This window comes from Erwinia artemisiae, from assembly GCF_051400835.1.
GTDB lineage: Bacteria > Pseudomonadota > Gammaproteobacteria > Enterobacterales > Enterobacteriaceae > Erwinia > Erwinia aeris.
On sequence record NZ_JBLFFM010000001.1, the window covers coordinates 624,815 to 643,232 of the forward strand.

Sequence of the window (18,418 nt, forward strand, 5' to 3'; positions counted from 1 at the left end):
TAACAGCAGGGTGATTAATACAGGAGAATTAACATGAAAAGGTTTGTCACTGCCCTGCCTCTCGCTGCCAGTAAAAAACCGTTAAGCGGTATCGGGGGAGCTGAGCACAAATGAAACATTTTATGATTGCCCTTGCGCTCGCTACGACGCCAGGCATGGCTCTGGCTACCGGGCCAGCAGCCGTCTATGACATGACGCAGGAACTCAGCAGTAAGCTGGCCACGGAAGCGCTGTCCGTATGTCACGGTATGAATCGCCAGGGCGTGGTGGCCGTCGTGGATCGTGGCGGAAACCTGGTTTCGCTGATGAGAGATGATAACGTGGGGCCGCATAATACGCAGGCCGCCTGGCGCAAAGCCTTCACGGCGCTGTCTACCAAAACGCCAACGAAAGAGTTTACCCGTAAAGCTCAATCCTCGCCGGATACCGTTAACCTGAATACTGTTAACGAGCTATTGCTGCTGGGCGGCGGCGTACCGATTAAATATCGCGGTCAGTGGATTGGCGCTATCGGCATGGCGGGAACCGGCGGCGCCGAGTCCGACGATCGGTGTGGAACCGAAGCCATTAACAAAGTCATTGGCGAAAGCGAACAGCAAAAATAAAGTAAAGCGCGAGCAGCCAGCAACGGCGGGGGAAAAGTGCTGTCTTCCGTGGTTGCTGGCTATGATGACTTGCGGGTGGCCGCGCGCCGGGCCTGCCCTGCTTAACTGCACTGCAACATCCGTTTATTGCGCAAAGCAGACCGGCGTCTCGCATAGCGGCTGCCCTGAGCAGGAAGCGGCTATTTCTGGCGCTATTTCTTCTTGTTAAGCAGCGATTTTAAATCGGCGAAAGGGCTATAGGTGGCGGCGCCCACATCGTCTTGCGCGTCTTCCCCCGCCACAACGCTGGTACCGTACTGGTCAGCCTCTGTGTATTTTGAGTGTTCGTGATCGTGACAATACAGGCACAATAATTCCCAGTTGCTGCCGTCTGCTGGATTATTGGTATGGTCATGATCGATATGATGGACGGTGAGTTCACGCAGGTTTGAGTAAACAAACTCTCGCGAGCAGCGTCCACATACCCACGGGTAGATTTTTAATGCTTTCTCGCGGTAGCCGCTTTCCAGCCGCGCGTAGTTTTTGGGGATCAAAGCCATTGCCGATGTTACCTGTCATAAAAAGAGATTTATATTCGATGCAGGCAGGCTACCGCGCTTAACAGGCTACTTCAAGCTGTCTGTTGCGGCCGTTTTTCACTCTGCGCGAACGCTCTCAAAAGCGGGCAAGAAGGCTCAGGAAGTCTGCGGCTCCAGCAAACTTTTCAGCAGCGCTAACACCTGCTGATTTTCGGCGGGCGTCAGTGCGCCCTCGCGGGCAAAACGCACCCGCCCTTCGCTGTCCAGCACCATGACTGCCGAGCCGCCCGCTTTTAGCTGCCAGGCTCGCCTGACCGCGCCGTTAGCATCAATAATAAACTGCGACCAGGGCGACGCCTCCTTTGCGGATTTCAGGCTGGCACGGACAAATACCGCGCTGCCCGGAATGGCGTCGTCGGTGTTAACAATGGTGGTGGTCTGGTAGCGATCGTGCGGCAGGTTCGCCTTGCTCAACGCGTCAATCAATGCGGCGTTCTGATCTTTAGCCGAAATTCTTCCGGCCATATGCAGCAGCACCCGTACTTTGCCACCAAGCTGGGCGCTGTTCCAGGGCCGTGCAGAAATTTGCTGCTGCTGCCAGATTAGCTCACCCTGTACGGCCACGCCGGCAGCGGGAACGCGCTGATTGATCACTATGTTGCTGGCCGATGCGCTGGCGGAGACGATCGTCAAAAGAGCAAACAGAACTGGCTTCATTTTTTCTCCGCAAAAAAGCGTATAAAGGGACAGATCGGCACGGCCTGCATCTGCGTTCTGTGACCTGCGATCCGGAACCTTAACCATAGTCCGTTCTCAGCCAAGCGATTGTTTTAACACCGCCAGAAAGGCGGTCACTCTGCGCGGCGTATAGCGCCGCGTCGGCAGCAGCGCCCAGACGGCCAGCGCGGGCATCGCCATATCCTCAAGCATCAGCGGCACCAGCTCGCCTCGCGCCGCTTCTTCCCGGATGTCCAGCGCGGTCAGCTGCGCAATGCCCGCCCCGGCCACGCACATTTCCCTCACGCCTTCCACGCTGCTACAGCTGAAACGGGCATCCGGCGTGTAGCTGACCGCGCCGCCCTGATTTTCAAACAGCCACCACGGCAGCGCGGACAGCCGCAGGCAGGCGTGGTTTTTCAGATCCGCCAGCAGCTTTGGTGCACCGTTACGCTGCAAATAGGCCGGAGAGGCGCAAAGGACTCTGGGGTTATCCGCCAGCCTGTGCGCCACCAGCCGGGAATCCCGCAGCGGCGCGATGCGGATGGCGATGTCATAGCCCTGCGCCACGATATCGACGGCATCTTCGCTTAAATTCAGCTCGACCTTCATTTGCGGATTAGCGGCCATCAGTTCAGGCAGCAGTGGCAAGACGTTGCGCCTGCCAAAGCCGGACGGCGCGGTCACGCGCAGCAGCCCGAAGGCGCCCGTCGCCCCGGCGCTGAACATATTTTTCGCCGTCTGCTCTGCTTCAACCATTGCCCGCGCATAGGGCAAAAACTCTTCGCCCTCGCTGGTCAACGAGACGGCGCGCGTGGTGCGTTGCAGCAGCCTGACGCCCAGCTCGCTTTCCAGCAGCGCCAGACGGCGGGAAACGGTCATGGCGGTCGATCCCAGCGTTCGGGCGGCCCTGGTCAGGTTGCCCACGGCTACGATCGCGCAGAAAACCTCAACGTCTTTCAGGTTCATTATAACGGTTTCCGTTATTCATCTAGTCAGTTTGCGGCGGTTCTGCCGTTGCATCGCGTTCATTATACTGGATCCTGTATTCATTTATCTTCAGGAACTATTATGCATCCTTTACTGTTTAAAGCGGGTCAGATCGGCCGCATCGCTTTTAAAAACCGGGCGCTCGTCGCGCCGATGACGCGTATCTCCGCTTCTGAAACGGGCGTGCCCGGCGAGATTGTACAACGCTACTACGCCAGCTTCGCGCAGGGCGGCTTCGGCGGCGTCATCACCGAAGGCCTCTATATCGATAGCGCCTGGTCGCAGACCTATGCTTACCAGCCCGGCATCGTCAGCGACGAGCAGGTAGCCGGATGGCGCAAGGTTACGGATGCGGTAAAAGCAGCGGGTTCGGTGGTTATCGCTCAGCTGATCCACGGCGGTGCGCTTTCCCAGGCGAATATTCACCGCACCACCACCATCGGCCCGTCCGCTATCAAACCGCGCGGCCAGCAGCTGGCTTTTTATCACGGCAAAGGCGATTACGCCGTACCGGAAGCGATGACCGCACAGCAAATTGAGGAGGTCATCGCCAGCTTTGCCAACAGCGCGGAACGTGCCATCACGCGGGCCGGCTTCGACGGCGTGGAAATTCATGCCGCTAACGGCTACCTGCTCGATCAGTTTTTTACCGACTATCAGAATCAGCGTGAAGATGCCTGGGGCGGTTCGCTCGAAAATCGCCTGCGCCTGACGCTGGAAGTTATCCGCGCGGTACGCAACAAAATTGGCCGCGAGGCGATGCTGGGCGTGCGTATTTCTCAGGGTAAGGTCAACGACTTCCAGCACAAATGGCAGGAAGGCGAAGCGGGCGCGCTAAAAGTATTTGCCCTGTTGCAGGAAGCGGGCGTCGATTATATCCATATCACCGAATACAAAGCCTGGCTGCCGGCATTTGAAAATAACGATCGCTCGCTGGTTGAGCTGGCACGCGTCGGCGCGCCGGATACGGTCATTATCGCCAACGGCGGGCTGGACGACGGCGAACGGGCTGAAGAGCAGCTGCTCGCTAATGCGGATTTTGTCGCCATTGGCAAGGCCGCGCTGGCTAACCACGACTGGCCGCAGCGCGTCCAGCAGGGCCAGGCGCTGCGCCCGCTGGCGGAAACGGTTCTGGCGCCCGTCGCCAATATCAAGGAAGACGAATACTAACGGCCGCCCTTTCCCATCAGGAAAGAGAAAGCTACACTCACCGACACCCTGCGCGTCGGTGAGTCCGGCCTGTCGCGCGCCCTCTTTTTTTGCCGAGCGACAAGCCGCCATGTCAGATAGCCTTCTGCAACACCCCGTTGTCCGCCAGCTGCAGACGCTGGAAGCCACCACCTGGTTTAATCCCCATCTTGCCCGCGTGGAAGAAGGCCTGAAGCAGGTCGGCCTGAGCAGGCAGGATGCGCAAGAGGCCGAAGCCAGGCTCCAGCGCTTTGCGCCGCTTTTAGCGCAGGCCTTTCCGGAAACCGCTACGGCGGGCGGCATTATCGAATCGCCGGTCATCGCTATCCCCGCCATGCAGCAATGGCTGGCGGCCGAAAACGGCGCTATCCCTGGCGCACTGTGGCTGAAAAAAGACAGCCACCTGCCCGTTTCCGGCTCTATTAAGGCACGCGGCGGTATTTATGAAGTGCTTGCCCACGCGGAACGGCTGGCGATAACCGCAGGCCTGCTGACGACCGAGGCGGATTACCGCATCCTGCTGTCGCCGCGCCTGCGGGCATTCTTCAGCCAGCAGCGTATTGCCGTAGGCTCAACCGGCAACCTCGGCCTTTCTATCGGCATTATCAGCGCCGCGCTGGGTTTTGACGTCACGGTGCATATGTCTGCCGACGCCCGCGCGTGGAAAAAAGAGAAGTTGCGCTCGCACGGCGTAAAAGTGGTGGAATACGCGGAAGACTACGGCGTGGCCGTGGCGCAGGGACGTCGCGAGGCGGAACAGGATCCGCACTGTTTTTTTATCGATGATGAAAATTCCCGCACGCTGTTTCTGGGCTACGCCGTGGCGGGGTTGCGCCTGCGCGCGCAGCTTGAGGCAGCAGGCAGAACGGTGGATGCCGCGCACCCGCTGTTTGTTTATCTGCCCTGCGGCGTGGGTGGCGGGCCGGGCGGCGTGGCCTTTGGCCTGAAGCTTGCCTTTGGCGATGACGTGCACTGCTTCTTTGCCGAACCGACGCATTCGCCCTGCATGCTGCTGGGGATGAGCACCGGGCTGCACGAGGCCGTCGCCGTCGCGGATATCGGGCTTGATAATAAAACGGCGGCGGATGGCCTGGCGGTCGGCCGTCCTTCTGGTTTTGTCGGCCGGGCGATGGCGCAGCTGATCGACGGCTGCTATACGCTCAGCGATAAGAGGATGTACCAGCTGCTGGCCGCGCTGGCCGCCACGGAAAATCTTCGCCTTGAACCTTCCGCGCTGGCCGGAATGGCCGGGCCGCAACGCCTGAGCGCCCACTATCTGGCACAGCATCGCCTTAATGCAGAGACGATGGCCCGCGCCACGCATCTGGTCTGGGCCACGGGCGGCGGCATGGTGCCGGAAGAAGAGATGCAGGCTTATCTGGCGGCGGGCCAACGCGCGCTCAGCGCCGGATAGTTTTCAATAAGGCGATATCGGGCCAGCGCTGACCCGGAAAAAGCGACAGGCGAACGTTAAACAGATAAAACAGCGGCGCAAACACGGCCTCGTCTTTGCCCGCCAACGCTTCCAGCTTCAGCAACAGCAGATCCAGCTCCTCCAGCAAATGCTGATGCGGCTGCGTCTGTAACGATTTCATGCGCCGCTTTAAAAACAGCGCCAGCTCGTGAAACATCTGGCCGCTGTCAATGCGATAGCTTTCCAGCAGCTCGCGATGGCGGGCATAGTAGTCATAGCAGTTAGCGCCCAGCCAGGCTTCCGTCAGCAGATTGCCGCCAGAAACCAGATCGGGATGCGGATCCAGACGCATACGCGGCAGGATAATATTGACCCGATCCAGCATCCGCACCACAAAGTGCTGCCGCGCCAGCAGCGAAGATCCGTTGCGCTCAATCTCTTTCACCAGCCGCAGCAAATCGCTCAGCCCTTTGCGCAGCGTGCGTTTGGCGGTCCATGAAGGGCGCTTGTTGCGGATCAGCGCCGTAATGGTCACCGCCACGATAATGCCGACCATCGATGAGATGGCCGTATTGATCAGGCCGGTGAGATTTGGCGTGAAGTGGTGAGTCATGCCCAAAAACGCCGGGATCTGCGTCGCCACGCTGATGCCGATCAGATTGGTCGAGGGACGGGCAATAACCAGCCCCAGCAGCAGCAGCCCTGGCGTCAGGATCAGCAGCAGCGCCTCGAAGGTGGTTGCCTGCGGGATCAAAAAGGCCACGTAGAACAGGCTGATCGCCAGCGCGATAAACACGCCTTTGATAAACCTTTTCATCGGCACCAGCGGCGTATCCATGCTGGCGAAGAACGACGCCACAATCGCCGCCATCATCGGTGCCGTCGCGCCGTCGGCCCAGCCGCTGCCGATCCAGAACAGGCTGGAAATAAAGGTCGCCAGAAAAGCCGTGGCGGCCGAAAGCAGCAGCAGGCCGTTATCAATATGGCGCTCCGCTCGCGTCTCCTTCGCCAGGCTGGTGTCGCCGGAGAGATCGCTGACCAGCACGCTGACGCTCTGATAGGCGCCTGCGATGCGTACAAAATCCGCCAGCCGTTCCAGCAGGCCCATCAGCAAAATGCTCTCCTCCGTGGCGAGCGCCCCGCTCCGCCACTGCTGTTTCAGCGCCGTCTGGGTCGCGGCAAGCTGCTGCTGCATTTGCGCCGTCTCTGCAATCTCGCCACGATTAAGCCAGCCGACAAAATCGGCAAAGACGTCCGTGACCTCCTGCGGAAAGCGGATTTGCTGTTCGGCCAGAATGCTCAGCCGCGCTTCGATAGCGGTCAGCGTAGGGATCAGGTACGACAGGTGCTGGTACTGCACGCTGACCAGCCGGATTAGTTTGCGTGCCGCATCGCCTTCATAGACGCAATGTACAATCAGCGTTTCCACATTGGTCGGATAGTTTGCCATCTGGATCAGAATATCCTCCCGCTCCAGCGACTTATCTTTTGGCCTGACCGTAATCAGCTCGTGGCACAGCTTCTGCGCGTTCAGATACCAGACGCTGACGCTCTGCTCCAGCAGGCTGCGCATGGAAACCGGCAGGATCAGCTGGTGCACCAGGCTGCTACAGATAATCGCCAGCGTGATCTCCTCAATGCGCGAAATAACGATATCGCTGATGGAGAGCGGCGACACCACGCCGGGAAATCCCATAATGGCGGCGCTGTAGCCTGCCAGCATAAAGATATAGCTTTTTGGCGTGCGGTCGTGCAGCGAGAGATAGAGGCAGACGGCGACCCACAGCGAGACGCACAGGCTGAACAGCAGCGGATACTGCACGGTTTCCGGGTATATCAGGAAAATAAACAGCCCGCCCAGCAGCGTGCCCAACAGGCGAAAGATCGACTTGGAGATGGTGGCAGCGGAATAGAGCTGTGAAGCCACAAAGACCGTCGTTAACGACCAGGCTGGTTTTTCAAAATTAAGTTCAAGCGAAATATAAAGTGCCAGAAAGGCGGCCAGACAGGTTTTAGCGGAGAAGAGTACCGCGTTTTGGGTAAACCACTTCATGGAAATTATTGAACCGGATGCACATTGCGTGGATGCGTATCCTGCCAGAAGGCGGATGCCGCTGCCCGTCAATTAGTACTACAAATTATTAATGACTTAACTAAATGATTTAGCAGGTAAACCTGTTCAAAAACGGCTTAAATTACCTGAAAAAAACGGGAAAATGGCGAAATTTACGCCAGATCAATTATCGCCTTTTGTGCGGTTTTACTTTTTCTGCGGCCACCCGGCAACGGCTTCGATAAGGATTGCGTCTTATTGAGGCCACCCGGCAACGGCTTCGATAAGGATTGCGTCTTATTGAGGCCACCTTGCGCCGCGGCTGGCGTGGATGCTAGTTTACTCGCCTGAATTATTTAGCCGCTGAGCGGTGTACAGGCGAAAAAGCATCCATGTCAAACTCTCTTACCGGCGACTGGCTGACTTTGCGCCGGGATAATGAAACCGGCATCGAAAGCGTTCACGCCCATTTTTGCGGGCACGCCTACGATCCGCACGATCATGACGAGATGCTGGTCGGCGTAACGCATATGGGCGTACAGCGTTTTAACTGTCACCGCAGGCTGCATACCAGCACGCCGGGACAGATTATGCTGATTGAGCCGGGCGCGGTACATGACGGCCACGCCCCAAATCCGGAAGGCTTTACCTACAGCATGCTTTATCTGCCGCAAAGCTGGCTGAATACTCAGCTCCAGCGGCGCGGCCTGGGCGAGATTTCCGCGCTGGAAGCGGCTTTTCGCTCAACCCTGATGCAGGACGATCGGCTCAACCTGACGATCCAGCAGGCTTTCAGCACTATTCATGGCGCCGAAGGCAGGCTCGCCCGCGATCAAAATCTCGATCGGCTGGTGGATCTTCTGTCGCGTCATCTGCACGGCCGCCCTTCTGCGGCGCAGGATCTGTGCGGCATGCTGCGCGTCAGGGATTTTCTGCATGAGTCAATGACCAGCGATATTGGACTGGACGATGTAGCGCTTGCCGTTGGCCTGGATCGTTTTCGCCTGACGCGCCAGTTTAAGCAGGCGTTCGGCCAGTCGCCGCACGCTTATCTGGTCAGGCTACGGCTGAAAACCGCACGCGCGCTGCTGGCGCAGGGATGCCACCCGGCGCAGGCGGCCGCGCAGGTGGGCTTCGCCGATCAAAGTCATCTTGGCCGCTGGTTCCGTCGCGCTTACCGCATTACGCCTGCGGCTTACCAGCAGCAGTGCACAAATGTTCTATACCGCCAGTCCTCTCTCCGCTGAAGATAAAAGCTGACTTACTCAGCGGAGAGCAGCATGTTTGACAGTAAAATCGCACTGATTGTGCGCGAGGATCTTGCCATCTGGCAGCGACTGAACGTAACGGCCTTTTTAGCCAGCGGTATCGCTTACGCCGCGCCGGAAATTAGGGGCGAACCTTATATAGACGCCAAAGGCCAGCGCTACGGTTGTATGGCCGGGCAGCCGATGCTGGTGTTTGCCGCCGATCTCGCCGGTTTACAGGCTGCGCATTGCAAAGGACTGGCGCGCGAGCTGACGCTGATCCCTTATGTTCAGGCGATGTTTTCGACCGGTCACGACGAGGCCAACCGACAGGCTTTTCAGGCAGAAGACCCGGACAATCTTAATTTAGTGGGGCTGGCGATTCGCGGCCCTAAGAAAGCGGTCGATAAAGCGATTAAAGGCCTTGCGATGCATAGCTAAACGGCGTTTCTTGTTGGGCGGCACGGGCAGGCTGTTCCGCCCTTGATGCTGCCCTGTTTTAAGAAGAGCCTTTCTGCTTTGGCTTATTTTAAGCGAGGTATTGTTACCTTATAAGCCTCTCATAATAAAGCATTATACGGCATCTCAATTTACGCTTTACCCTACAGACTATAGTAATGACAAAACGCTATAGGCCAGATCGCTGTAACGTACTAAAAAAGCCTCTTAATGGTTCAGCTGATGGAACATTTCTTGCGCTGTAGCAGGTTATTTGCTGCGTAGCGCTGAACACTTTACCCACCGATTTTGATTATTCAGAGCATTTATTTATCCCACCCGTCAGCGTTTTTAAAAAATAATATTCAGGTTGTAAACCATAGTTACCTTTAACTTCTCGTGGCAAATAACTGCAAAAATCAGCATCTGGCTTTACGATAAAGATCAGGACAAGAATAAAGCCTTAATAATTAATTGATTATTTCTATTCATGAGCGCCACTCATTAGCTTATTCGGTTCAGTCAGCTTATTCTCGCCTTCGTTTTGCGCTACGCTTATCGTTAATCTCATTTCGTCCGCCCTCTTCGCTTGTTCTGCGGCGCAGTCGGCCTTTCATCTGCAAGGAAAAAATAATGACTGATATCTATCAATGCGGTTCTCAGGCTTCTTATGCAGGCCCTGAAGATTGGTTTACCGGCACCGTGCGCGTCGATCCGCTTTTTCCTGCCAACGAACCCGCACGCGCCAGCGGCGGCAGCGTCACCTTTGAACCAGGCGCCCGTACCGCCTGGCATACGCACCCGCTGGGCCAGACGCTGATCGTAACCGCAGGCTTTGGCTATGTGCAGACCTGGGGCGAACCGGCGCGTGAAATCCGTCCCGGCGACGTGGTATGGATCCCACCGTTTGAGAAGCACTGGCATGGCGCCAGCGCCAAAACCGCGCTGACCCATATCGCGATCCAGGAAGCGCAGGATGGCAAAGTTGTGGAATGGCTCGAAAAAGTCATCGATGAGCAATATGGCGGCGAAGCATAGGCAGAGCGCCGGTGGTCACGGAGCGCGCTACTCTTTCAAAAACGCCTGAAAGCGCGCTTTGTTAGCCACCAGCCAGCCCGGCAAATGCTCGTTATCGACCGGCACTATCTTCATTTTGCGCGGGCGGTTCCAGATGTCGATATTGTTCTCGACGCAGCGGCGAATATGGTCGGGATTATTAAATTCCGGCCGATCGTGCTCAATATGAGAAATAGTCGACATCTTTTCGCTGATGCGTTCATCCGTCATCACCCAGGAGAAATGCCAGCCACCCCGCTGAACGATTTTGGTGCGAAATTTCAGCAGGTTCCAGCGTAGCCAGCTGTCCCTAATCGGCGTACCTTTACGCTTCACGTTGCGCAGCAGCTCGGGCTGGCCGTGAAAAAAGCCTTTCAGGTTTTTATAGGTCACCATTTTAGGCAGCTTGCACAGGCGCGGCGTCCCGTCTTCGTTCATGACCTGCAAATTAAATTTAAAATTATAGAAATGCTGATAGAGCGTGGTGCAAAGGTGCCTGTGGCTGAACTGCGCCAGCGCCTGAGGATGGGGGATCTCATCCACATCGGATATGATAATGATATCTTCATCCCGCGCGTCCGTCAGGCCTTGCATAATTGCGTTACGCGCATGGCTTTCGTTTTGCCAGGGATCGGTCTCCCCTGCGTTGACCAGAGAACTGTTGGAATAAAAAGCCTGCTGATAAATAACCGGCACGCGATCGTTAACAACATAAATAATTTGATCCCTGAAGGCCGCAAATTTTTCGATATCAAAATGCAGACGTTCACGTTTCTTGCCCGTAAACGTATAAAGCGACTCAACGACGACAAACTTATCTACGTGTTTATGGAGCGTATTAAGCCGGATTTCCAGCAGCATATCTTCGTCATAGTATAAAAAGCAGTCGTAAATCACGGTGATAATGCCTGTATCGTAAAAAGCAGTGCCACAAATTAACAGAAATTGACACGGCGCTACAGCATTTTGTCAGATTTGCGTAATTACCTGTAAGCAGATGTACGACAGTCTTCTTCCACAATCCGGCCGTCACGGCCCCGTTCGTCAGTCCATCGTTTTCGAGTGCCAGCCGCCTGCCAGCAGAAACGATACGCTGTCGTCAGAAGCGATGGCCGATCCCGTATAAAGTCCCAGCAGCTGCTGTTTTTCGGCGTCATAAAACAAAATTCCGGTCAGCGCCAGGCTGGCGGCCAGGTAAAAATGGGCCGTATCCCGGAACAGCAAGGCATAGTCCGCGCTGCTGAGCGTGCCGGTGCTGGCAAGCTGCAAGGGGAAAATAGCCGGAGCGGCCTTGCCGGTGCAGGTGTTGCTATAGCCTTCAATGATCTGACAGTGAATAAGATGCTCTTCACCCTGCCCTGAAAGCGTGACTTCGGCATTGACCTCCTGAGGCGGATCGGTAACTAAAATTGCGTTAACGCTGCTCTCCATATCCTCCGGCAGATGCGGAAAATGTTTGCGGAAAAGGGTAAGGATCTCCTCAGCGTTGATATTTAACAGATTGCTCATTTCCGCACTCCCGTTTCAAATTGTAAGCCCGCGTTATTTAATTTGAGTACAGCCTATGATTTAGCTCAGAGCGAGAAAATTGTTTCATTATCGCGCAGGCTTTGCTTGCTCTATAATTAAAAACAGCAGGTTAAGTCGTCTGCTTCTATTTTGTTTAAGACTTTCCTCAGGGCATTTATAAACGAAGCGGCGCGTTACGGCCGCTGCGCTTAATAAGCCCAGGGGTAAGCGGGTTTTATTGCCGCTGCGCTTATTAAGCACGCGGGTAAATGTCAGCTCGTTGGCCGTTAAAGCGGTTTTTGCCCCGGTAGAGCAACGCCTTGCTCGCCTTTTGCACGCCACAAAGCGTTCAAAAAGGCCTTTTTTGTGCTTTGTTGTAGAGATGTTAATAAAGCATCGGGCTGATAATGGGTCAGAAAACCAACAACATATTGATTACTATAGGAAAAACTTAAAGTAATCTTAACAAAATTAATGATTGAGTCGGGGGCTGAAAAGTCCTATATTGGCCGCGCTTTTTTACAGCGCTCACACTTTTAATTTATTTTTCAACTACGGCGTTATTTATAACCCTGGTTGTAGGAGAGATATGATGACGGATAAAGTCCGTATTGATAATTTTGGTGCGAATTCATCAGGAAACAATGAAGCGTTTTTAGCCCGTCAGGCTGAATATGAATCGAACGTGCGGAGCTACCCGCGCAAGCTGCCGTTCGCCATTGCTAAAGCACAGGGAGTCTGGATTACAGATGTTGAGAATAATCAATATCTTGATTGTCTTGCCGGTGCAGGTACGCTGGCGCTTGGCCACAACCATCCTGATATGCTGCAGAGCATCCAAAATGTCATTACCAGTGGCTTGCCGTTACATACGCTCGATTTGACGACGCCGTTGAAAGATGAATTTTCTGCCTACCTGCTCTCTTTACTGCCGGGCCAGGGCAAAGAATACTGCCTGCAGTTTACCGGCCCTTCCGGCGCTGACGCCGTTGAAGCCGCGCTGAAGCTGGCGAAAAAATACACCGGCCGTACCGGCGTGATTAGCTTCTCCGGCGGCTACCACGGAATGACCCACGGCGCGCTGGCGGTAACGGGCAACCTGTCGCCGAAAGAAGCCGTTAACGGCATGATGCCGGAAGTGCAGTTTATGCCTTATCCGCATCTGTACCGCTGCCCGCTGGGTATCGGCGGCAAGGCGGGCGAGCAGGCGCTGGCTTACTACTTTGAAAACCTGATCAACGACGTGGAAAGCGGCGTGCGCAAACCTGCGGCGGTGATCCTGGAAGCGGTTCAGGGCGAAGGCGGCGTGAACCCGGCTCCGGTCGAGTGGCTGCAGCGCATCCGTAAAGTGACCCAGGAACACGGCATTCTGCTGATCCTGGACGAAGTGCAGGCTGGCTTCGCGCGTACCGGTAAGTTCTTCGCCTTCGAGCACGCGGGCATCGAGCCGGACATCATTGTGATGTCCAAAGCTGTAGGCGGCGGTCTGCCGCTGGCCGTGCTGGGCATCAAAAAGCAGTTCGACGCCTGGGCACCTGGCCACCACACCGGCACCTTCCGCGGCAACCAGCTGGCGATGGCAACCGGCCTGACCACCCTGCGTCACCTGAAAGACAACAATATCGCCGATAAAGTTGCCGAACAGGGCGAATGGCTGAAAGCGAAACTGGCAGAGATGCAGAAGCGCTATCCGGTTATCGGCCACGTGCGCGGCCTGGGCCTGATGCTGGGCATTGAGATCGTCAAGCCGAACGAGCCGCAGGATCATATGGGTTGCTACCCAGCCGATGGCGAGCTTTCCGCGCTGTTGCAGAAGAAATGCTTTGAAGCTGGCCTGATCCTGGAGCGCGGCGGCCGTCACGGCTGCGTGCTGCGCCTGCTGCCTTCGCTGCTGATCAGCAACGAAGAGCTGGCTATTTTCCTGGATAAATTTGAAGTCGCCCTGGTTGCTGCCGGCGTTAAACCTGTTTCTGCGGAGTGAAGTTGATGTCCCGGTCCAACCCTATTCTGGCAGCTTCGGCGCAGAGCACCGAAGCCTACCAGCAGGCTATTGCCCAGACCAGCCAGGCCGTTGTGCAGTGGCTGCAACAGCCTGAGATGTATCAGGGCAAAAGCGTAGCCGAGCTGCGTGAGCGTATCGCGCTGGATTTCACCACGGAGGGCTTGGGCAACCAGGCCGCCATTGAGCGTGCGATCGAGTACTTCCTGAAAGACAGTCTGTCTGTGCATCATCCGCAGTGCGTGGCGCACCTGCACTGCCCTAGCCTGGTGATTAGCCAGGCGGCGGAAGTGCTGATCAACGCCACCAACCAGAGCATGGACTCCTGGGATCAAAGCCCTTCAGCCACCATCATTGAGATGAAGCTGATTGAATGGCTGCGCGCTCAGGTCGGCTATCAGGCCGGCGACGCGGGCGTCTTTACCAGCGGCGGCACCCAGAGCAATCTGATGGGGCTGATGCTGGCGCGCGATGCGTTCTTTGCGCGTCAGGGCCACTCTGTCCAGCAGGATGGTCTGCCGGGCGATCTCAGCAAGATTAAAGTGTTCTGCTCTGAAAACGCCCACTTCTCCGTGCAGAAGAATATGGCGCTGATGGGTCTGGGCTACCGCTCCGTGACGCTGGTGAAAACCGATCGCTTTGCGCGTATGGATACGGCGGATCTGGCTGACAAACTGGCGCTGGCAAAAGCCAACGGCGAGAAGGTGCTGGCTATCGTCGCAACGGCGGGCACTACCGACGCGGGCGCTATCGATCCTTTGCGTGAAATCGCGCAGATCGCAGCAGAAAACGAGACCTGGCTGCACGTTGATGCGGCATGGGGCGGCGCGCTGCTGCTTTCTGAAAAGTATCGTCATTATCTGGACGGCATCGAGCTGGTGGATTCCATCACCCTGGACTTCCATAAGCAGTTCTTCCAGACCATCAGCTGCGGCGCGTTTCTGCTGAAAGAAGCGCGTCACTACGAGCTGATGCGTTACCAGGCGGCCTACCTGAACTCTGAGTTCGATGAAGCTCAGGGCGTGCCGAACCTGGTTTCCAAATCCCTGCAAACCACGCGCCGTTTCGACGCGCTGAAAATGTGGATGGGTCTGGAAGCGCTGGGCCAGAAGCAGTATGCCGAAATCATCGATCACGGCGTAACGCTGGCGCAGCAGGTTGCGGCCTGGGTTGCCGAACAGCCTGCGCTGGAGCTGGTGATGGAGCCACAGCTGGCAAGCGTGCTGTTCCGCTTCCGTCCGCAACAGGGCGACGATGCGGCAATCGCCCTGCTTAACCAGAAGATCGGCGATGCGCTGCTGGATTCCGGGCGCGCCAACGTAGGCGTGACCGAACACAACGGCGTAACCTGCCTGAAGATGACGCTGCTGAACCCAACCGTGACGCTGGAAGACATCAAGCTTCTGCTGGCGCTGGTAGAGCGCACGGCGGCTTCTCTCGCATAGTTATCCGTTCTGTACGGATCAAAGCCGGTAACGCCCGTTACCGGTTTTTTTATTAGCCTTTATTCATCCCATCAGACTGTTTTCAACAACAGGACAATGCGCTTCGCGCCATCGGCTCTTTTCAGGCTGTCAGCGTTTCCTGGTTAGCTGTTGCCGCTGGTCGCACCCGTTTCTGCTTTTATATCTTGAGGGCCATATGTCTTCCGGCGGCATTTCCAGAGCCTTTGCTATCAGGCGCTCTCCTTTGGGCCAGGGTCTTCGTAAGGCATTAGCCAAAGTAGAGGCGGCCAGCCCCGCTTCTCGTGATACAGCGGATAGGTTTGTGCCCTTCTTTTTCAATAAGGCAATAATATCTGCCGGGTGGATATCATTTTTGTTCATCGGATCCCCTTATAATGGGCAGGCCGCATTACTTTCCGTAGAGCTAAGTGGACAGCATAATCCGGATGATATACGGCTCAGGCTTTTAATTTTTATCAATTGATATTGTTAATCGTGTCTCTGGTATTGGCACACCAGCCTGTTTTACGTTATTTATAGCAGGTGAAAAAAGGTCTGTTTGATGTAAGGTTTATCTCATATAGGGTTCTTTTTATGTAGGGTTACCGCTATGAAAATTCAGTCGCTTCCGAAAAATCTTATTAATATGTTTGAAAACGATCCGATTACTGGATGGGCCGTCAAAGACATTAATTCCAACTTTGTTTACGTAAACAATGCCTTTAAGATATGGCAAACTATTTCAACCCGCTTCGATTATGAAGGGTTAAATATACGTGATGTCCCTGTTCCCGTAGCCGAGTTTGCTGATATATTTGCACAGCAGGAAAGAGAGATTGAGCAAACCGGCAAAGCGGTACGTGCTATTACCACGCATATTCAGGGCAAAGAGAAAATTTTACAGCCCGCTTATAATATCCAGGAGCCGTTATTTAACGAACAGCGCCAGTGCGTCGGCACGGTGATAAGCGTCAGGCATGTTAATATTATCACGCCGGGAGCTCTGCTTAACGGCAAACTCTGTCAGCATGTCACTCTTCAGCCGCCTTCGACTCTCTTTACGGAAAAAGAGTGGGAAGTGGTTTATCTGTTACAGTGTAATTTAAGCCTGAAAGAAGTAGCGCATGTGCTGGGTATTTCTATCCATGCCGTCAGTGGACGCCTGAGAAGCTGCTACCGCAAAGCGGAAGTGAGCTCATCCTCCATGCTGATTGAATTTTGTAGGGAGAAAAATATAGATAACTACGTTCCTGCCTTCTTTTTGAAAAAAGGACACATTATTATTTCTGGATAATAAAAATGGACTATTACTTTAGCTACTCCCTGTTCGGGTGGGTGATAAAAGACGCCTCTTCGCGTTACGTATATGCCAATCAGAAAGCCTGCCGTTATTTCAGCCTGCCTTTCGAAAAAATAAAAGGCTGTACGGATAAAGACCTGTTCCCCGACCTCTGTGATTTTCACGAAAGAATCACAAAGGATGATAAAAAAATTATAACCACAGGCGCTATGAGCGTAGTTTTAAGGATATTTAATCAAGAAGGAAATAACAGAAAACAGGCTTATTTGGTTGAAAAGCGTCTCTGGCGATTGCCTGACGGCTCACCTGGCATAATTTGTAATTATATTGAAATCACAAACGTCTACTTTTCAACATTTCTGTGTCAGCACTCTCGTAAACCTCTTACTTTTACTGCACCTTCCCCGCTTTTTACCAATCGGGAGTGGGAAGTTATTCTGCTGCTTTTATGTGGAATGAAAAGAGATCGCATGTCAGCTATGCTCAACGTTAGCAAACTTACGTTAAGAAACAGAATAGCCCGCTGCTGTGAAAAAGCTAACGTAATGCACGGAATCGCGCTTACTCAATATTGCCAGCGTAAAGGATGGGATAATTATATTCCGCCGTTTTTTCTTAAAAAAGGCTATATCACTTTTTCTGGCAAATTCGGCTAAAAATTTAGCAGGCGTGAAAGAAAGGCGTCCCGCAGGACGCCTTTACGCTTACATCTGCACCAGATTTTTGATTTTCACATCCGGGTTGACGTCTGCGTCGTAATCCACGCCGTCCAGGCCAAAGCCGAACAGGTGCATAAACTCTGTTTTGTAGCCAACGAAGTCGGTCAGCTCGTTCAGGTTTTCGTTAGTGACGGTCGGCCACAGCTTCACCACTTCATCCTGCACTTCTGGCTGCAGCTCTTTGTAGTCGGCACGCAGGCGGCCAACATCGTCAAGAATTGGTGAGGCGTTGTACAGGCTGTCTTTGAACAGGCCGTAAACCTGCTCGATGCAGCCTTCGTGAGTGCCCTTTTCCTTCATCACTTTAAACAGCAGCGACAGGTAAAGCGGCATCACCGGAATAGCAGAGCTGGCCTGGGTAACCACGGCTTTCAGTACGGAAACACGCGCGTCGCCGCCCTTTTCCGCCAGCGTGTCGCGAATAGTCAGGACGCGCTTGTCCAGGTCTTTCTTGGCTTCGCCGATAGAACCGTTCCAGTAGATATCGTGGGTGATCTGCTCGCCAAGATAGGTAAAGGCGGTGGTTTTCGCGCCTTCAGCCAGCACGCCGGCCGCGTTCAGATCGTCAATCCACATCTGCCAGTCTTCGCCGCCCATCACCGCTACGGTGCCGTCGATCTCTTCCTGAGAAGCCGGTTCCAGCGTGATATCGGTAATGGTTTCTTTATCGGTGTTCAAGCCGCGCGTGTGCAGCGTTTTGCCAACCGGTTTCAGCGTAGAGTTAAAGACTTCGCCGGTTTTTGGATGGGTACGACGCGGCGCAGCCAGGCTGTATACCACCAGATCGACCTGACCCAGATCCTGTTTAATCAGCTCAATGGTCTTTTGCTTTACTTCGTCTGAGTAAGCGTCGCCGTTGATGCTTTTTGCATACAGGCCCTTCGCTTCCGCCAGCTCTTCAAAAGCCGCAGAGTTATACCAGCCAGCGGTAGCCGGTTTGTTTTCTTCGCCCGGACGCTCGAAGAACACGCCCAGCGTATCGGCTTCGCAGCCAAAGGCGGCAGAGATGCGGGCAGCAAGGCCGTAACCCGTAGAAGCGCCAATCACCAGCACCTTTTTAGGGCCGTTGGCAATTTTGCCCTGGCGGGTCACGTAATCAATTTGTTTTTCAACGTTAGCTTTGCAACCCGCCGGATGGGCGGTAACACAGATGAAGCCACGAATGCGTGGTTTAATAATCATGTCGACCTCAATAACCGTCTCAGTAAATATGGCCCGTA

18 protein-coding genes are annotated in these 18,418 nt (G+C 54.8%); 10 read left to right on the forward strand and 8 right to left on the reverse strand.

The features are described from left to right. The first annotated feature begins 110 nt into the window (after positions 1 to 110). Positions 111 to 605: a GlcG/HbpS family heme-binding protein gene (locus ACMGEE_RS02975; protein ID WP_253454310.1), complete on the forward strand. Its 495-nt coding sequence runs from the start codon at positions 111 to 113 to the stop codon at positions 603 to 605. Positions 606 to 796: 191 nt separating this feature from the next. On the opposite strand, the gene yajD is transcribed toward ACMGEE_RS02975, so the two are convergent. From yajD to ACMGEE_RS02990, 3 genes are all read right to left on the reverse strand, one after another. Beyond that, the gene (yajD, locus tag ACMGEE_RS02980) at positions 797 to 1,144 is read right to left on the reverse strand and encodes an HNH nuclease YajD (protein ID WP_253454311.1); all 348 of its coding nucleotides are present in this window, start codon (positions 1,142 to 1,144) and stop codon (positions 797 to 799) included. 135 nt (positions 1,145 to 1,279) lie between these two features. After that, a complete protein-coding gene (locus ACMGEE_RS02985) occupies positions 1,280 to 1,840 on the reverse strand; it encodes a YtfJ family protein (RefSeq protein ID WP_369894780.1) in 561 nt (186 codons plus the stop codon). A 96-nt stretch (positions 1,841 to 1,936) separates the two neighbouring features. Next, complete coding sequence (locus ACMGEE_RS02990) at positions 1,937 to 2,809, reverse strand: LysR family transcriptional regulator (protein ID WP_369894781.1); 873 nt, start codon at positions 2,807 to 2,809, stop codon at positions 1,937 to 1,939. Between the two features lie 102 nt (positions 2,810 to 2,911). Between ACMGEE_RS02990 and ACMGEE_RS02995 the strand changes: the two genes are divergently transcribed. Then, positions 2,912 to 4,000, forward strand: coding sequence for an oxidoreductase (locus ACMGEE_RS02995; RefSeq protein ID WP_436829648.1), 1,089 nt, complete (start codon positions 2,912 to 2,914; stop codon positions 3,998 to 4,000). Positions 4,001 to 4,109: 109 nt separating this feature from the next. Further along, entirely contained in the window at positions 4,110 to 5,432 is a 1,323-nt protein-coding gene (dsdA, locus tag ACMGEE_RS03000; protein ID WP_369894783.1) for a D-serine ammonia-lyase, read from the forward strand. Here the strand turns inward: dsdA and ACMGEE_RS03005 are convergent. Beyond that, a complete protein-coding gene (locus tag ACMGEE_RS03005; protein ID WP_253454316.1) occupies positions 5,419 to 7,485 on the reverse strand; it encodes an FUSC family protein in 2,067 nt (688 codons plus the stop codon). The two genes, dsdA and ACMGEE_RS03005, sit on opposite strands and share 14 nt — an antisense overlap. Positions 7,486 to 7,877: 392 nt before the next feature. On the opposite strand from ACMGEE_RS03005, the gene ACMGEE_RS03010 reads away from it, so the two are divergent. From ACMGEE_RS03010 to ACMGEE_RS03020, 3 genes are all read left to right on the forward strand, one after another. Next, positions 7,878 to 8,732: an AraC family transcriptional regulator gene (locus tag ACMGEE_RS03010; protein WP_125290060.1), complete on the forward strand. Its 855-nt coding sequence runs from the start codon at positions 7,878 to 7,880 to the stop codon at positions 8,730 to 8,732. Between the two features lie 33 nt (positions 8,733 to 8,765). Beyond that, a complete protein-coding gene (locus ACMGEE_RS03015) occupies positions 8,766 to 9,173 on the forward strand; it encodes a DUF2000 family protein (RefSeq protein WP_125290061.1) in 408 nt (135 codons plus the stop codon). 630 nt (positions 9,174 to 9,803) lie between these two features. Further along, complete coding sequence (locus ACMGEE_RS03020; protein WP_436829649.1) at positions 9,804 to 10,208, forward strand: (R)-mandelonitrile lyase; 405 nt, start codon at positions 9,804 to 9,806, stop codon at positions 10,206 to 10,208. Positions 10,209 to 10,235: 27 nt separating this feature from the next. Here ACMGEE_RS03020 and ACMGEE_RS03025 read toward each other — a convergent pair whose 3' ends face one another. Beyond that, a complete protein-coding gene (locus ACMGEE_RS03025; RefSeq protein WP_301250933.1) occupies positions 10,236 to 11,123 on the reverse strand; it encodes a glycosyltransferase family 17 protein in 888 nt (295 codons plus the stop codon). A 147-nt stretch (positions 11,124 to 11,270) separates the two neighbouring features. Further along, positions 11,271 to 11,735 carry a VapA/VapB family virulence-associated protein gene (locus ACMGEE_RS03030; RefSeq protein WP_301729601.1) on the reverse strand — a complete coding sequence of 155 codons (465 nt, stop codon included), beginning with the start codon at positions 11,733 to 11,735 and terminating at the stop codon, positions 11,271 to 11,273. 589 nt (positions 11,736 to 12,324) lie between these two features. Between ACMGEE_RS03030 and ACMGEE_RS03035 the strand changes: the two genes are divergently transcribed. Continuing rightward, entirely contained in the window at positions 12,325 to 13,716 is a 1,392-nt protein-coding gene (locus tag ACMGEE_RS03035; RefSeq protein ID WP_436829650.1) for a diaminobutyrate--2-oxoglutarate transaminase, read from the forward strand. Positions 13,717 to 13,721: 5 nt separating this feature from the next. Further along, positions 13,722 to 15,179: a pyridoxal phosphate-dependent decarboxylase family protein gene (locus tag ACMGEE_RS03040; protein WP_370734003.1), complete on the forward strand. Its 1,458-nt coding sequence runs from the start codon at positions 13,722 to 13,724 to the stop codon at positions 15,177 to 15,179. Between the two features lie 129 nt (positions 15,180 to 15,308). On the opposite strand, the gene ACMGEE_RS03045 is transcribed toward ACMGEE_RS03040, so the two are convergent. Next, positions 15,309 to 15,560 carry a helix-turn-helix domain-containing protein gene (locus ACMGEE_RS03045; protein ID WP_301250934.1) on the reverse strand — a complete coding sequence of 84 codons (252 nt, stop codon included), beginning with the start codon at positions 15,558 to 15,560 and terminating at the stop codon, positions 15,309 to 15,311. Between the two features lie 229 nt (positions 15,561 to 15,789). Here ACMGEE_RS03045 and ACMGEE_RS03050 point away from each other — a divergent pair, with 229 nt between their 5' ends. Beyond that, on the forward strand, positions 15,790 to 16,473 hold the full coding sequence (locus ACMGEE_RS03050) for a helix-turn-helix transcriptional regulator (RefSeq protein ID WP_436829651.1): 684 nt from the start codon (positions 15,790 to 15,792) through the stop codon (positions 16,471 to 16,473). Between the two features lie 5 nt (positions 16,474 to 16,478). Further along, a complete protein-coding gene (locus tag ACMGEE_RS03055) occupies positions 16,479 to 17,135 on the forward strand; it encodes a helix-turn-helix transcriptional regulator (RefSeq protein WP_436829652.1) in 657 nt (218 codons plus the stop codon). 48 nt (positions 17,136 to 17,183) lie between these two features. Here ACMGEE_RS03055 and fabV read toward each other — a convergent pair whose 3' ends face one another. Further along, on the reverse strand, positions 17,184 to 18,380 hold the full coding sequence (gene fabV / locus ACMGEE_RS03060; protein ID WP_253454325.1) for an enoyl-ACP reductase FabV: 1,197 nt from the start codon (positions 18,378 to 18,380) through the stop codon (positions 17,184 to 17,186). Between the last annotated feature and the right edge of the window lie 38 nt (positions 18,381 to 18,418).